The 14,893-nt window shown below is 61.5% G+C and carries 12 protein-coding genes and 5 pseudogenes; 6 read left to right on the top strand and 11 right to left on the bottom strand.

Annotation, left to right across the window (positions count from 1 at the left end):
* Positions 1-7: 7 nt before the first annotated feature.
* From SB772_RS36555 to SB772_RS36535, 5 genes are read right to left on the bottom strand one after another with little or no spacing between them, the layout of a single operon-like run.
* Positions 8-880, bottom strand: coding sequence for an FAD binding domain-containing protein (locus SB772_RS36555; RefSeq protein ID WP_410837984.1), 873 nt, complete (start codon positions 878-880; stop codon positions 8-10).
* On the bottom strand, positions 877-1,980 hold the full coding sequence (locus tag SB772_RS36550; RefSeq protein WP_410837983.1) for an ABC transporter ATP-binding protein: 1,104 nt from the start codon (positions 1,978-1,980) through the stop codon (positions 877-879). The genes SB772_RS36555 and SB772_RS36550 overlap by 4 nt, the downstream gene beginning before the upstream one ends.
* An 11-nt stretch (positions 1,981-1,991) precedes the next feature.
* Entirely contained in the window at positions 1,992-2,879 is an 888-nt protein-coding gene (locus SB772_RS36545; protein WP_410837982.1) for a carbohydrate ABC transporter permease, read from the bottom strand.
* Positions 2,880-2,882: 3 nt separating this feature from the next.
* Complete coding sequence (locus tag SB772_RS36540; protein ID WP_410837981.1) at positions 2,883-3,806, bottom strand: carbohydrate ABC transporter permease; 924 nt, start codon at positions 3,804-3,806, stop codon at positions 2,883-2,885.
* A 1-nt stretch (position 3,807) separates the two neighbouring features.
* Positions 3,808-5,136 carry an extracellular solute-binding protein gene (locus SB772_RS36535; protein ID WP_410837980.1) on the bottom strand — a complete coding sequence of 443 codons (1,329 nt, stop codon included), beginning with the start codon at positions 5,134-5,136 and terminating at the stop codon, positions 3,808-3,810.
* A 369-nt stretch (positions 5,137-5,505) separates the two neighbouring features.
* Here SB772_RS36535 and SB772_RS36530 point away from each other — a divergent pair.
* Both SB772_RS36530 and SB772_RS36525 read left to right on the top strand, forming a co-directional pair.
* Positions 5,506-5,933 (top strand): annotated as a pseudogene (locus tag SB772_RS36530) (transposase); the annotation flags it as partial.
* Between the two features lie 74 nt (positions 5,934-6,007).
* Positions 6,008-6,166, top strand: a pseudogene (locus tag SB772_RS36525) (IS110 family transposase); the annotation flags it as partial.
* Positions 6,167-6,673: 507 nt separating this feature from the next.
* On the opposite strand, the gene SB772_RS36520 reads toward SB772_RS36525, so the two are convergent.
* From SB772_RS36520 to SB772_RS36505, 4 genes and pseudogenes are all read right to left on the bottom strand, one after another.
* Positions 6,674-6,856: a hypothetical protein gene (locus SB772_RS36520; RefSeq protein WP_410838041.1), complete on the bottom strand. Its 183-nt coding sequence runs from the start codon at positions 6,854-6,856 to the stop codon at positions 6,674-6,676.
* Positions 6,829-7,030 (bottom strand): annotated as a pseudogene (locus SB772_RS36515) (hypothetical protein); the annotation flags it as partial. The gene SB772_RS36520 and the pseudogene SB772_RS36515, both read right to left, overlap by 28 nt.
* A 99-nt stretch (positions 7,031-7,129) precedes the next feature.
* Positions 7,130-7,427 (bottom strand): annotated as a pseudogene (locus SB772_RS36510) (DDE-type integrase/transposase/recombinase); the annotation flags it as partial.
* Positions 7,428-7,515: 88 nt separating this feature from the next.
* Positions 7,516-8,115: a TetR/AcrR family transcriptional regulator gene (locus SB772_RS36505; protein WP_410837979.1), complete on the bottom strand. Its 600-nt coding sequence runs from the start codon at positions 8,113-8,115 to the stop codon at positions 7,516-7,518.
* Between the two features lie 236 nt (positions 8,116-8,351).
* Here SB772_RS36505 and SB772_RS36500 point away from each other — a divergent pair, with 236 nt between their 5' ends.
* The 4 genes from SB772_RS36500 to SB772_RS36485 all read left to right on the top strand — a co-directional run bounded on the left by SB772_RS36500 (position 8,352) and on the right by SB772_RS36485 (position 12,943).
* Positions 8,352-9,860, top strand: a complete 1,509-nt coding sequence (locus SB772_RS36500; RefSeq protein ID WP_410837978.1) for an efflux transporter outer membrane subunit — start codon at positions 8,352-8,354, stop codon at positions 9,858-9,860.
* A 16-nt stretch (positions 9,861-9,876) separates the two neighbouring features.
* A complete protein-coding gene (locus tag SB772_RS36495; protein ID WP_410837977.1) occupies positions 9,877-11,091 on the top strand; it encodes an HlyD family efflux transporter periplasmic adaptor subunit in 1,215 nt (404 codons plus the stop codon).
* A gap of 13 nt (positions 11,092-11,104) precedes the next feature.
* Positions 11,105-12,655, top strand: a complete 1,551-nt coding sequence (locus SB772_RS36490; RefSeq protein WP_410837976.1) for a DHA2 family efflux MFS transporter permease subunit — start codon at positions 11,105-11,107, stop codon at positions 12,653-12,655.
* Between the two features lie 81 nt (positions 12,656-12,736).
* Positions 12,737-12,943, top strand: coding sequence for a hypothetical protein (locus SB772_RS36485; RefSeq protein ID WP_410837975.1), 207 nt, complete (start codon positions 12,737-12,739; stop codon positions 12,941-12,943).
* Positions 12,944-13,502: 559 nt separating this feature from the next.
* Here SB772_RS36485 and SB772_RS36480 read toward each other — a convergent pair.
* Both SB772_RS36480 and SB772_RS36475 read right to left on the bottom strand, forming a co-directional pair.
* A complete protein-coding gene (locus tag SB772_RS36480) occupies positions 13,503-13,916 on the bottom strand; it encodes a hypothetical protein (RefSeq protein ID WP_410837974.1) in 414 nt (137 codons plus the stop codon).
* A 169-nt stretch (positions 13,917-14,085) separates the two neighbouring features.
* Positions 14,086-14,786, bottom strand: a pseudogene (locus SB772_RS36475) (DUF1329 domain-containing protein); the annotation flags it as partial.
* Positions 14,787-14,893: the final 107 nt, after the last annotated feature.

Genomic DNA, 14,893 nt, shown 5'->3' with positions numbered 1-14,893 from the left:
GAGTCACTTAAAGGTCTTGCTGACGGTCAGCCGTCACGCGTCGCAACGCTCGGGCCGTTAGCGCCTTCACGAGGTCGCGCCGGTAAGCGGCGCTGACGTCCTGCTGGTCGAGCGGATCGATGGCGTCCGCCACTGCCTCGGCGATGCTGTCGAGAGTCAGCGCATCGGCCGTCGCGCCGACGAACGCGTCGGCCACGCCTTCCGGCGCGAGCGGCACATCCCCAACGCCGCCGACGCCGATACGCAAGCGGGAGAATCTGTTGTCGTCGAGCACCGCGGTCACCGCACAGGCCGCAATCGCGAAATCGCCATGCCGCCGGCTAAAGGCTTCAAATGCGTGCCGCTCGCGAGGCAGCACCACCGGAAAGCGCACCGCGCGAATAATTTCTTCGGCGGCGAGATCGGTGGTCATCACCGCGATGAGAAATTGCGCCGCCGGCACCTCGCGCGTTCCGTCCGGTCCGGCAATCTCGATACGCGCCCCGAGCGTGCTTGCGATAAGCGGCATCTGCGCGGCCGGATCGGCATGCGCAAGACTTCCGCCAAGCGTGCCGCGCTGTCGAATCGCGTAATGACCGATCGTCGCGGCGGCTTCCGCAAGTACCGGGCAGGCGGCGCGCACGATGCTGCTCGTGGCGACCGCGTGATGGCGCGTCATTGCACCGATCACGAGCGTGTCGGCCTCGCGGGTGATGCCCGCGAGTTGCGGCACCGCATTGAGATCGACGACATGTGCCGGCTGCGCAAAGCGCATGTTCATCATCGGTGCAAGGCTTTGTCCTCCAGCGATGACCTTGGCGTCGAATCCATGCAGCGCAAGAAGCGACAGCGCCTCATCGAGCGTGCGAGGCCGGTGATACGAGAATACAGCGGGTTTCATGCGTTATGCGCCTTCAGGTTCACGCCGCTCGTCTGGTCGAAGATGTGCAATCTGCGGCGGTTGACCGCCAGGGTTACGCGTTCGCCGACCTTGCACGCGCGCTCCTTGTCGACACGGAAAAACATTGACCGGCCCGCACACTGCATGCCGATGAATTGATCTGAACCCACCGGCAGCAACGACGCGATGTCGCCCGTCAGCGCGCAGTCCGTCGCGTCACCATGCTCGTCGATATCCTCGGCACGGATGCCGATCGATACAGCCCGACCACTGCACCCCGCGAGGCTGCGCTGAACGTCTCGATCGAGCGCGAGAGAAAAATCGCCGCAGCGGAAATGCAAGCCGTTATCGCCTTGCATCAGCAGGCCATCAATCAAGTTGATCGGTGGACTGCCGAGGAAATTCGCGACGAATTTATTCGCGGGACGCTCGTAAATGTCGTCGGGCGTGCCGATCTGCTGCACCACGCCCTGGCGCATCACGACGATGCGGTCGGCAAGCGTCAGCGCTTCCGCCTGGTCATGGGTGACGTACACGAAGGTCGTCTGCATCGACTGGTGTAATGCCTTGATGTGCGCTCGCATCGACACACGCAACGCCGCATCGAGGTTCGAGAGCGGTTCGTCCATCAAAAAGACAGCGGGCTGGCGCACCATCGCGCGCCCGAGCGCGACGCGCTGGCGTTGCCCGCCCGACAGTTGCCCTGGCCGCCGGTCCAGCAGATGAGTGATCTCCAGCGACTCGGCCGCCGCCCGCACCCTGGTGTCGACCTCCTGCCTGGGATGCTTGCGCATTCGCAGACCGAATGCGATGTTGTCGTACACAGTCTTGTTCGGATACAGCGCATAGCTCTGGAACACCATCGCCACATCGCGCTGGTGCGCCGGCAAGCCGTTCACTTCGGTATCGTCGAACCGCAAGCTGCCTTGCGTGACTTCTTCGAGTCCTGCGATCATGTTGAGCGTCGTCGACTTGCCGCAGCCGGACGGTCCGAGAAGGACGAGAAACTCTTTGTCCCTGATCCGCAGGTCGAGGTTGTCCAATGCGACATGCCCGTTCGCATACCGCTTGCCCACCTGCTGAAATTCAATTTGAGCCATGACGTCTCCCGTTATCCCTTTACCGCACCCGCGGTCAGACCCGACACGATGTAGCGCTCGAACACCACCGCGATGATCACCGGCGGCACGATCGCGACCACGCCGGCCGCATTGATGAATGAAAAGCTCGTGGTGAAATCGGATGTGAACGACGCGACGATGATCGGCACCGTCTGCGATGCAGCGGTCTGCGTAAACATCAATGCAAACAGGAACTCGTTCCAGCTCGTCAGGAATGTGAAGAGGATGACGGCAACGAGCGAAGGTAGCGCGAGCGGCAGAAATACCTTCAGCATCGTCTGGATTCGCGAGCATCCGTCGACCCGCGCCGCCTTGTCGAGTTCGTCGGGCAGCGATTCGAAATAACTGAGCAACATGAAGACGCTGAACGGGATCGTGATCGCCAGGTAGGTGACGATCAGCGCTCCGACACTGTCGAGCAGTCCGAGTTTGCGCACGAACAGGAAGAACGGCACGACAAGCGCGATATCGGGAATCACGCGTGTGGCAAGCATGAAATACACCGACAGATCGCGGCCGATATAGCGGATCTTGGCCATCGCATAAGCGGCGGGAACGCTGACGAGCAGGTTGAGCACCACCACCGCTGCAGCGACCACGAGGCTGTTACGCAGCGCGGGCAGCAGGTATTGCGCCGTGGACGGGATAAACGCCGCATTGACGTCGTCCGACGCTGTTCCGAAGCTCGCCGCGACGATCGCCTTGAAGCTCGAAAGCGCCGGCGGATGCGGAATCCAATGCGGCGGAATAGACGTAATGTCCGCTTCGCGCTGTAGTGAGGACGACAGCAGCCAGGCGACCGGTGCCAGCACATACAGCAACATCAGGACCGACCCGGCAAGAAGCACAAGGCGCTTGATAACGAGAGAAGATGACATCGGCTAGATCCTCTTGCCGAGCAGGCGAATGATGACGTACGACATCGCGAATGTGGCGAGCGCGAGCACATAGGCGACCGCCGCACCCGTACCGAACGACAGATTGCGGAATGTGTCGGCGTAGATGTGCCAGGACAGTACGTGCGATGCGTCAGCCGGACCACCCTCTGTCAGGATGAAGAAGAGGTCGAAGTGCCGCACCGCCATCATGGCCTCGTAGATCATCACGAGCATGAATCCCGGACGCATGGCCGGCAGCGTCACGTGCACAAAACGATGCAGCACGTTGGCGCCGTCAACGCGCGCCGCGGCGTACAGGTCCGACGGAATGGACTTCATCGTGACCAGCAGCAGGATGGTCGCGAGCGGCACTTCCTTCCAGACAAACGCGTTGCAGATGAGCGCCAGCGTTTTGTGCGTGTCGCCCAACCACACCATGTACTGGCCGATCACGCCAAGCTGCATCAGCAGTCCGTTTAGCGCGCCGTATCCCGAGTCGTAGATCCATTTCCACATCAGGCCGTCGACGACATAGGGAATCGCCCATGGAATCAGCAATGCCGTCGACAGGATGCGTCGGCCGGGAAACTCCTGATTCAGCAGCAGCGCAAACAACGTTGCGATGACCATGATCGCGAGGACCGACACGACGGTGAACCACGCCGTGCGCTTCACGGCGGCCCAGAACATCGGGTCGCGGAAGGTCTGGACATAGTTGCCGAGACCGACGAACGAGCCGCTGTTCGCGCGCGTCAAGTGGATGTCGAACAGGCTGATCCAGAACGAGTATAGGATCGGGAACACGGCGACCGCGAACAGCACCACCATCATCGGAGCCAGAAGCAGCATCGCGCTGCGTTGATCCGAGGTCGCGACGGCGTGTCTCGCGGTCCAGCGGCGACCCAACGTTTGAATACTCGTATCCATCTCAGGCCTTGCTCAGTGCTGTCCACTTCTGAGCGGACGACTTCAACGCGTCGGCCACGCTGGACTGACCGAGAATAGCGGACTGCCATGCCGTGCCGTTGGTCTCGTCCCATTCCCCGAACCAGCGCGTGATCACGTCCTTCTTGCGAGCCAGGTCCTGCTGTTTCTGGAACATCGAAAAGTCGCCGTACTTCTCATACGCGGTATGGACTTCCGGATCGTTGAAGAGCGGCTTGACGCCGAATGCCGTGCCCGTATCCAGGAACATCGCTTTCTGGAACGCATATTGGCCGTCGAACCGGCCGCCAAACGCCTCGATGAGGCGTGCCGCCTCCGCGGCCCGCGTCTTGTTGGCGCCAGCGGCGGCGCTCATTGCATGCATCCGCATCCACGCGACGGTGGCATGTGAACCGTTCGGGCCGGCCGGCATCAACGCCTGCCTGATATGACCGGCGACCCGCGACTGCCGCGGGTCGTTGAGCGCCTGGATGCGGTAGCGCGGCAACAGCGCGAATGCGTGATTGCCCGAGGCGACGGCCTTGAAACCGTTCAGTTCGCCGAGCTCGACACAGGCAGGCGACACGATCTTGTGCCTGTTGACCGCATCGGCAACCCATTGCAGCGACGTGACCGCTCCGTGCTTCGGATCGTCCATCACCGCCCTGCCGCCGTCGTCGACAAAGCGGCCGCCGTTGGAGAACACAAGCGATGACATGAACTCGATCAGCCAGCTTTCTCGCGCCATCGACAGCATCAGCGGGTACTGCGACAAGCCTGCATTCTTGATCTTCAGCGATTGCGCAACCAGTTCGTCCCACGTTGCGGGCGGCGCCGCAATGCCAACCTTGGCCAGCTTGTCTGCATCGTAGAGAAACGCCATGTAGTCGGTGTAGTAGGTGAGGCCGTACTGACGCCCCTTGTAGCGCATCGATTGCGTGCAGAAATCCTGCACTTCGCCGTTGTACGCGAGAAGCCGCGGAAACCCGTCGAGCGGTGCGAGCCAGCCCGCGTCGGCCCACTCGGGCAGCCAGCCGTCCGACACCCACAGCACATCGATCGGCGCCTGACCGACAAATTTCGTCACCATCGCCTCGCGATACTGGGCGAACGGGAGATTGTTGTAGTTGACGTTCAGCCCCGATTCCTTCTGAAACGACACCAGCATGCGTTTCACCGTATCAACGCCGGCCGACCAGGTGTGGAGATTCACGCTGTCGGCAGCGAGGGCGCGCGACATTCCGCCCAGCAGACCCGAAGCGGCGAGTCCCGCGCCCGCCGACAGTTGTAGAAATCGACGACGACCATTCCCGACCCTCTTCACGTTACTCATGGCTTCGCTCCGACCGCCTGCGCGGCGCTGTTCACATTGGCGTAGCCGCTGGTTCGGCTACCTCTTGGGAAGCGAAGATAGTACTGAGAAAATAAATCGTCAATTGACGACTTTAATATCTTCTTAAATTCATGAAATTTGCCACAGAACCTGGTCGCCGATTCATTAACTCATGATTTGTCGTACTTTTTGACGCTGCACAAGCAGATTCGTAGGAAACGTCTCCATGTTAGTAGTCGTCATATGATGATCATTGACAGAAATCCGGATGCCAACAGTGCCGCGGCCGCGCAAGCCGGCGAATTCCCACGCTCGCCTGATTTGCCAGCGGGCCGCGGCGCGCCGGCGGGGTCAACAGGCGGCGTCCCGGCGGTGCTGGACAAGGCCATGCCCGGCGTACTTGAGACGTTGACAGAGCGCCTGCCGGCGATGCTGATCGACTCGCTGCGCGAGCAGTGGAACGGGCTGGCAGATATTGACAGGCAGATTGCCGACATCGAACGACGGTTGAAAACCTGGATGAAAGAGGACAAGGCGTGTCAAGCGGTCGCCGAAATTCTGGGCGTTGGCCTGCTGACGGCGACTGCGGCGGTCGCAACGATGGGCGATCCGAAATCGTTCAGATCTGGACGGGAGTTTGCTGCCTGCATCGGAATCGTGCCCAGGCAGACAGAAACGGCCGGGAAGGGGTCCAGTTGGGCAGTATCAGCGAAAGGGGCGACACGTATTTGCGCACGTTGCTGATTCACGGTGCCCGCAGCGTGCTGACACACGCGAACGAGCCTGGTCCGTGGGTGGCAGGCCTGTGCTGAGCCGGCGCGTCAGCCGCGTCAAGCTGCTGGAGGCGGCCGTCGGCATACCCTGCTGCCGCATCGTGATGGAAGCCTGTGGCGGGGCACACTACTGGGCGCGCCGATTCTCTGCAATGGGACATCGCGTGCAGATCATTGCTCCGCGGTTCGTCAAACCTTTCGTCAAATCCCAGAAGAACGATCGCAACGATGCCGAGGCGATCGCCGAGGCGCCATCGCCCTCGCGAAAGATGGTGTGACGGTGCTAGTTCAGTATGGCAGGTGAGAGAAGGAAGCCGATGCGGTGGTCGTAGAACACATTAAAGATGTCACCCATTGAAAGGCCAAGGTCAAGAGGCAAATACCCGCCTCTCAGGCCTGTCCCTGCTTGTGTGAAGCAATTTCAACCACGTCTTCACGTTGAAGCGCACGAGTCGCATCCGATTTTTCTATCATCTGGTTGCAGCGCTGGTCTGCACCAGTCATCCATCGGGATCAAGGCGAGGGCCGGTGCTCTGGCGTTTGCCCCTGGCTCATGTAGAGCCCCAGAAAACCATCGGTACCAGACGCTGTCCACGGGAGTATTCACCAAGTTCGGCATATTGCGTTAGCAGTGCCATGCTTATTTCGGCTCATGGTCTGGGCGTCCCAGCATTCGTCAACGGAAGGTGGCAGGAGTGCGTGGCCCAATCACTTGCCCTAGCTTACGCCAACAAATTTACCGCGCTTACGATCTCCTGCCAGATTTAACCAAAACATTTCGTGACCTCAAAGGTTTTGCCGTCACGTAGCATGTAGAACGCGGCACGCGCGAGCTTGTGTGCGAGCGCCTTCATGGCCACGACAGGCATGCGCCGGGCTCTTTTGCGCTCATAGAAGCGTTTGGCCTGCGGACAGCTGCGCATTGCGATGGCGGCACCAGCAGCCACACGCGCTCGATTTCAAATTCATGCTCAAAACTACATTGATGCAGCCGAAAGGGCAACTGCGCGTGTGTGGACCGGAAACTGGCAGCGTATGCTACCGAGTGGATCGCGAACGACAACCTTCAGCCGTACATCGAGCCGATGACGATCGAATTCGACTACCTGGTACGGCCGCGTCGGGGGTTCAACGCTGAAGCGAACTGGCAGCTCCTGAAAAAGCTTTGGCCGCAGCCAGCGCGCTTCGCCCGGAGCATGAAGTCCACCGTCTGGCCGGCCCACCGCGCGATAAAGGTAAACCCACTTCCCGCGGATCTTCAGATAGGTCTCTCAACACGCCATGACTGCCCTGACCGTATCGCAAAACGATTCCAGCGCTTCACGAACTCAGGTGTAAAGCGCTGCACCCAACGCATGATCGTCGTGTGTGCCAGCGACAAACCTCGCTCGGCCATTATCTCGATCAATCGCGCGGGCTGAGCTTGTAGCGTAGGTACCAGCGAACGCACAGAACGATGATCTCACGATCAAAATGGCGTCCACCGAACAACTTCTCCAAACTCTTTAGTTTGCTCACTGCTGGACATCAGGTCGTTTTTGCTCCGACAACTTTAACCGATTCGCCGAACACATTTGCACCAGAGCCCTTGCAGCTTCGGTCGGTGCTACCCCTCATAGGCAGCCATGAAAACGTCCACCGCCCGGTTCACCACTTGGGTGATGTTGCGTGCCGACGTATCCGTCGGCACGCCGAGAAGACATAGCTCGGCCAGTTCGGCTTCGAATAGCGCGCGAAGATGCGCCGTCGCGACCGTGACATTGCATTTGCGCACGTGGCCCGCTTCGCACGACTGCTGCAGGAAGTTCGCCACCGTTTGCCAGCCGAGTTTCGGTCCGCGTTCGTAAAACAGCGCGCCCACGTGCGAGCGGCCGCCTTCATGAATGGCGAGGCGCCGTACCGCGAGCAACTGCGGCTTGAGGATGGCGATCAGATAGTGCTTGCCGAAGCTCGTCAGCGCCTCGCGGATCGGCACCGATGTCTTGAGCAGCGCGAACGCCCCTTTGATTTCGTGCGCGGCACACTCGTGCATCACTTCGAAGAACATCTCTTCCTTCGACTGGAAATAGCCGTACAGCGTCGCCTTGGACGCGCCGGCACGCGCCGCGATGTCGGACATCGACGCCTGCTCGAAGCTTGTTTCGCTGAACACCTCAAATGCGGCGTCGACGATCGCCTGCCGCTTTTCTTCCGTTTTCTTTCTCATTCCCGAGGCTTCCCTGTGCTTTGCCGGAAGGTTCATGAAATCTGTCCGTGCGTCATGTTACCAAAGGCCGTTGCCGGACTTCGCCCTCAAAACTGAACCGATCAGTTTATTTTAATTGACACGCCAATATCCGCATAACTAAACTGCGCGGTATTGTTAAGGACGAGACTGAGATCGTGAAAGAAGCTGCGGTAATCGGAGAGAGGGCGCGTTTGGTACGAACCACGAAGCCGGCCATGACGCTTGTCGCGGCGCTTGTCGTCAGCGTGCTGGCGAGCGCATGCGCGCAATTTCCCGACATGCCGCCAAAGCCGTCGCCAAAGGATGCGAGCCGCTACGAGACCGCGCGCAGTTTCGGCACGGGTACGGGCGAGGGCGCGCAGCCCACGTGGCCCACGGAGCAGTGGTGGCTGCGCTACAACGATCCGCAGTTGAACGCGCTGATCGCCGAAGCGCTAAAGGGCGAGCCGACCCTGGCGATCGCGCAGGCGCGTCTGCACAATGCCGAAGCGTCGGCGCAGGAAGCGGGCGCTGCGCTGTTGCCTGAAATCAGCGCGCAAGGGTCGGTCGAAAAGCAGAAGCAGAGTTACAACAACGGCGTGCCGCCCGCCTTCGTGCCGCGCGGCTGGCGCCCGTACGGCACAGCCGAACTCAACTTCAGCTACGAGATCGACTTCTGGGGCAAGAATCGCGCGTCGCTTGCCGCGGCCACGTCGGAACTCGACGCGGCGCGCGCCGATGCCGCCCAGGCTCGCATGGTGCTGGCGGCGTCGATTGCCGACGCGTATGCGGATCTCGCGCGCCAGTTCGCCGAACGCGACAGCGCCGAAGCGGCGGTCAAGGTGCGCACGCAATCCGCGCAACTGTTCGCCGAACGCTTCGCCAACGGACTGGAGACGCAGGCCGGCGTCAAGCAGGCGGAATCGAAGCAGCAAAGCGCGCGCGCCGATCTTTTCGAACTCGACGAATCGATCGCGCTCACCCGCAACCGGATTGCCGCGCTGATGGGCGACGGTCCCGATCGTGGCCTCGCCATCGGCCGTCCGGCGGTGGATCTGACGCAGCCGGCCGGCATGCCCGCCGACCTCGCGCTCGGCCTGCTGGGTCGCCGTCCCGACGTCGTGATCGCCCGCTTGCGCGCGGAAGCGGCGAGCAAGCGGATCGACGTCGCCAGGGCCGGCTTCTATCCAAACGTGAACCTCTCCGCGATGATCGGCTTCCAGTCGCTCGGCCTGAACATGCTGACGCGCGCCGGTTCGGCGGTCGGCAATGTCGGCCCGGCCGTCACGCTGCCCATCTTCAACGGCGGCCGCTTGCGCGGCGAGTTGCGCGGCGCGCGCGCGAATTACGAGGAAGCCGTCGCCAACTACGACGAAACGCTGACCAAGGCGCTGCGCGACGTCGCCGATGTCGCCGTCAGCAAACGCGCGCTCACCGACCGGTTGCAGGCGACGCAAGCGTCGTACGACGCGGCCGCGCAATCGCATCGCGTTGCGCTCGAGCGCTATCAGGGCGGTCTGTCCGGCTATCTCGACGTGCTGAGCGCCGCCGACACGCTGGTGAGCGCCGAGCGCCAGCTCGCCGACATGCGCTCGCGCACCTTCACGCTCGACGTCTCGCTCGTGCGCGCGCTCGGCGGCGGTTATCAGGTTGACGCGCAGGCCAATGCACCAACCACCACGCCGTCCGCCGCCGCAACGAACCCAGAAGCGAACCCGGAAGCGAATCCGAAAAATCAAAGCTGATCCCAAGGACCAGAACATGTCTCAAAGCCATTCCCCCGTGGCCGACGCGCCGTCCATGCCGAGCGCCGACCATTCGACCTATGCCGGCGAGAAGACCACGACGGCCGCCGCGCCCGTCGCTCGCCGCCAGAAGCTGTTCGCCTTGCTGGGCGCGGTCATCGTGCTGGCCGGTCTCGCTTATGGCGGCTACTGGTACTTCATCGGCTCGCGTTACGTGTCGACCGACAACGCGTACACCGCGGCCGAGATCGCGTCGATCACGCCATCGGTGAACGGCATCGTGCAGCGCGTCGCCGCGGTCGATACGCAGCATGTCCGCAAGGGCGACGTGCTCGTCGTGATCGACGACACCGATGCGAAGCTCGCGCTCGAACAGGCCGAAGCCGAAGTGGGACGCGCCGAGCGCAAGGTGCGCGGCTACCTCGCGACCGACGCCGGTCTCGCCGCCCAGGTGGCGGCGCGCGCCGCCGACGAAGCGCGCATGAACGCACAAATCGCGTCGGCCAAGGCCGATTTCGACCGCGCGGCGATCGATCTGAAGCGCCGCGAAGCGCTCGCGCATTCCGGCTCGGTGTCCGGCGAGGAACTCAGCAACGCGCAGACCTCGTTTGCGAGCGCCCAGGCGGCGCTGATGGCGGCCCGCGCCAACGCCTTGCAGGCGCAGGCGAGCCGTGCGGCGGCCATCGGTTCACAGGACGCCAACAAGGTGCTGTTCGCTGACACCACCGTCGACACCAATCCCGAAGTGCTGCTCGCGCGCGCCAAGCGGGACCAGGCGCGCGTCGATCTGCAACGCACGGTGTTGCGTGCGCCGGTCGACGGCGTCGTCGCGCGCCGCCAGGTGCAGGTGGGGCAGCGGGTCGAGCCGGGCGCGTCGCTGCTGTCCGTCGTGCCGGTGGATTCGCTGCACGTCGACGCGAATTTCAAGGAAGTTCAGCTCGACAAGGTGCGGATCGGTCAGCCGGTGGAACTGACGTCCGACCTGTACGGCGGCAAGGTCATCTATCACGGCAAGGTCGCCGGACTGGCCGGCGGCGCGGGCTCCGCGTTCGCGATGATTCCCGCGCAGAACGCGACCGGCAACTGGATCAAGGTGGTCCAGCGGTTGCCGGTGCGGGTCGCGATCGACCCGGCCGATCTGCGCGCGCATCCGCTGGGCGTCGGCCTGTCGATGGAAGCGACCGTGGATACGCGCGACAGCGGCGTCGACAACGCGACGCCCGCAAGCTGAGGCCGCGCCCGCCATGTCATCCAGTCAAACGCATCAAACGCGGGATATCCCGTTGCCGCCGCTCAGCGGCGGCATGCTGATCGGCGCGGCGTTGTTGCTGGCCGCCGCCAACTTCGTCGCGGTGCTGGATACGACGATCGCGAACGTGTCGGTGCCGACCATTTCCGGCGCGCTCGGCGCGTCGTCCAGCCAGGGCACCTACGTCATCACGTCCTACGCGGTGGCCGAAGCGATTACCGTGCCGCTGACCGGCTGGCTGGCAAACCGCTTCGGCACGGTGCGCGTGTTCATCACGTCGCTGATCATGTTCGGCCTGTGTTCGGCGCTGTGCGGCATGGCGACTTCGCTCGAAATGCTGGTGCTGTTCCGCGTGTTTCAGGGACTCGCCGGCGGGCCGCTGATGCCGCTGTCGCAAACGCTGCTGCTGCGTATTTTCCCGAAAGAGAAAGCGGCCACGGCGATCGGCTTGTGGAGCATGACGACGCTGGTCGCGCCGGTGCTAGGCCCGATCCTGGGCGGCGTGATCTGCGACCGCACGCACTGGGCGTACATCTTCTATATCAACGTTCCCGTCGCGCTGATCTGCGGGTATCTCGGCTGGCGTTTGCTCAAGCGCTACGAGACGAGCCTGATGCGCGTTCCAATCGACGCCATCGGTCTCGCGCTGCTCGTCGTATGGGTCGGCGCGTTGCAAATCCTGCTCGACGAAGGCAAGGACCACGACTGGTTCGCGTCGACGGAAATCCGCGTGCTCGGCATCATTGCGGCGATCGGCTTCGCGTCGTTCCTGATCTGGGAGCTGACGGACCGTCATCCGGTGGTCGACCTGCGGGTGTTTCGTCATCGCGGCTTTAGTGCGAGCGTGGTCACGATCACGCTGGCGTTCGGCGCGTTTTTCGGCGCGACCGTGCTGACGCCGCTGTGGCTACAGAGCTACATGGGCTACACGGCGACGTGGGCGGGGTGCGCCACGGCGATGACCGGCATCCTCGCCGTGCTCTCGGCGCCGCTCGCGGCCAACCTGTCGTCCAGATTCGACGGACGCTGGCTGGTGTTCGCCGGCGTGATGTGGCTCGGCGCGATCACGCTGTGGCGCACGCACGCGAACACCGACATGACGTTCTGGCAGGTGGCGTTGCCGCTGCTGCTACAAGGCGTCGGTTTGCCGTTCTTCTTTGTGCCGCTGACGGGTCTCGCACTGACCAGCGTCGACGAGCCCGAAACGGCATCGGCGGCGGGACTCATGAACTTCTGCCGGACTTTCGGCGGCGCCATTGCAACGTCGCTGGTCAATACGGTTTGGGAAGACCGGACCAAGTATGACCGGGCGGAATTGTCGGGACTGGTCGATCAGGCCGGCCACTTCTCGACCATGCTGACGAATTCCGGCTGGAGCGCCAGCCAGGCGCAGGCGCAGATCAGCGACGTCGTCCAGTCGCAGGCCGTGATGCTCGCGACCAATCAGCTCTTCGCGATTGCAGGTGCGTGTTTCATTTTCGCCGCGCTGGCGGTGTGGCTCGCGCCGAAACCAACGCGGGTCGCGGATACGTCGCAGGCGCACTGAAGGTCCACGAGAGTGCATGCCGACGCAGTGCCTGCTTCAGTGGCGGCCCGGCATGCAGCGATTCCAGATGGTGGGGCAACCATGATGAACGACGACGACACTGGACGTTCCCGCACCATATGGGACGAGATGATGATGCTCCGCATGAGCGTTTCCGCCATTCGCAAGGCGCAGGGCAAACCCAATCCGTCGGACTACGAAGCGAACACCGCCCAATACGAAATGGTGGTAAACGACTACGTGGACGACCTTGAGCGCGCGATGCGCGCCGCATGGCCGGACAGATGACTTTGCCGGCTGTTGGCGTTCACAATTGATGGGAGTGGACAAAAACTGGGGGAACGCGACTTTTTTGCCCTAGGCTACCTTCGACACCCGTTCGGCGAGGTGAAGAATGGACATGCATTGGACGATTTACCTGCAGCGGGACGGTACCGACGAGAAAGTGTCGTTAGCCAGATTTCAGCACCCATTCGAAGGAGCGACCCCAGCCGACTTCGGATTGTCGATGTCTGAGGCAAGAAGTCTGCTTTCCAGTCTTCAACATGCGGTGATTCAAGACCAGATCCGTGCTTACGACGCTCGGCGTCGCGGCTGCAGGCATTGCGGGCGATACCGCCGCACAAAAGACTGGCGCCCTCGGGTGTTTGCGACCGCGTTGGGCAGTGTCAAAGTGCGAGTGCCCCGGGTGATATCGTGCTTGTGCGCCCCTGAACCGTTCGACGAGAACGAAGAGTCAGCGGATCTTCGATTCTCCGAGTGCCCGATAGAAAGTTTGCTACCGGGACGACGTACACTGGAGCTTGCATACCTGTGTGCGAAGCAAGGCGCTGCCGTTTCCTACCGGTCAGCTACGCGCAATGTCGCCGATCTCACCGGGTTGCACACCCTGTCTCACGCCACTGTTCGCAAAGAGACGCTCAACTGCGGTGAGCACATTGAAAACGACCAGTTCCACGTTATCGCCGGCCGTGTCGAATGCGAGGGGATAGCGGCTCGACGATTCGCTTGTGCTCTCCAGCGCCCTAGCCTGACACGCGTGCCGCTCCACCACGATGACCTGCGTCTTGCAATTGACTGAACGGTAGTCACGGCGGTGCCGCTGGAAGAGATGCGCAGGCTCGAAGAGCTTGTCGCTGCTGCACTCGACCAGTGTGGCTGGGTCCGTGGCACCGCGGACTCCTGACTGGTTCCATATCGGCATGAACAGCTTGGATTCTTCGTGCGGATACCTGCGCCGGCGGTCAAATTCGTAAGCCACGACCCATTAATACTATCGTTTGCCATCGTGACATCGTAAGCGTTTGCTCCCCACTAAACAAGTAGCAGTCCGAATGATGACAATGTCTTGAATGCTCGCGCTACCATGATCTACCCCTTGCCTAATGTCAACTAGTCCTGGGCGCGCGCTGCGCCCAGGCTCTGTTTTTCTATCGCTCGCTCACGCTTTGAAGGCTGTCGGACGTGTAGTAATCGTCTTTAAAACGGAGATCTGACGATTCCTCAAACCAGTGAATATCAGTCCCCGTCCCGATAGTCGACTGATCGGACACGTATCGACCGTTGCTCAGGTCGTATTGCACGAAGGCCTCGGCATCGCATGCGCCATGGAGTTCATAGACAGGAATAAGGTACGCTTCCTTGACCTTCCAAAGCTTTCCTTGTGCGTCGTAATCTTCAGCGGCTATAGCTACGCCAGAGTCCTCGTCGATATAGAAGACTTTCTTTGACGCGACATGCCGCACGCCCGACGCGAGCGTTGCCTCAACAACGTATACTCTATGGAGCTCATAGCGACGGGCCTCCGGACTTACACCGTCCGGTTTAAATACTTCGTCAAATTTTGCTTTGATGTTGTACATTCCAAAGTCGTTATAGGGCACGTAAATCTCTTTTTTTCCAACCATTTTCCATGTGAAACGGTCCAGCATGCCGTTGAACAACCACGGCTCATCCACCGTGTACTGATTCTCGAAACCGATCTGCGGCGTGTCATACGCGTAGGCAGGCATCCGGCGAACCCGCCGCTGACCGGGAAGTAATAGTACGTGTCGCTCACCTTGTCGAAGTAATCCCGCTGCACAAGCCCCTGCCCCGCCAATGCCGCAGGTGTGTCGTACGCAAAGAAGATTCCATATAAAATTCCTGCTTGCTGGGGTACTACTACTACTACTACTACTACTACTACTACTACTACTACTACTACTACTACTACTACTACTACTACTACTACTACTA

The organism is Paraburkholderia sp. SIMBA_030, from assembly GCF_046535245.1.
Taxonomy (GTDB): Bacteria; Pseudomonadota; Gammaproteobacteria; order Burkholderiales; family Burkholderiaceae; genus Paraburkholderia.
This window is presented reverse-complemented; position numbering and strand designations above follow the sequence as displayed.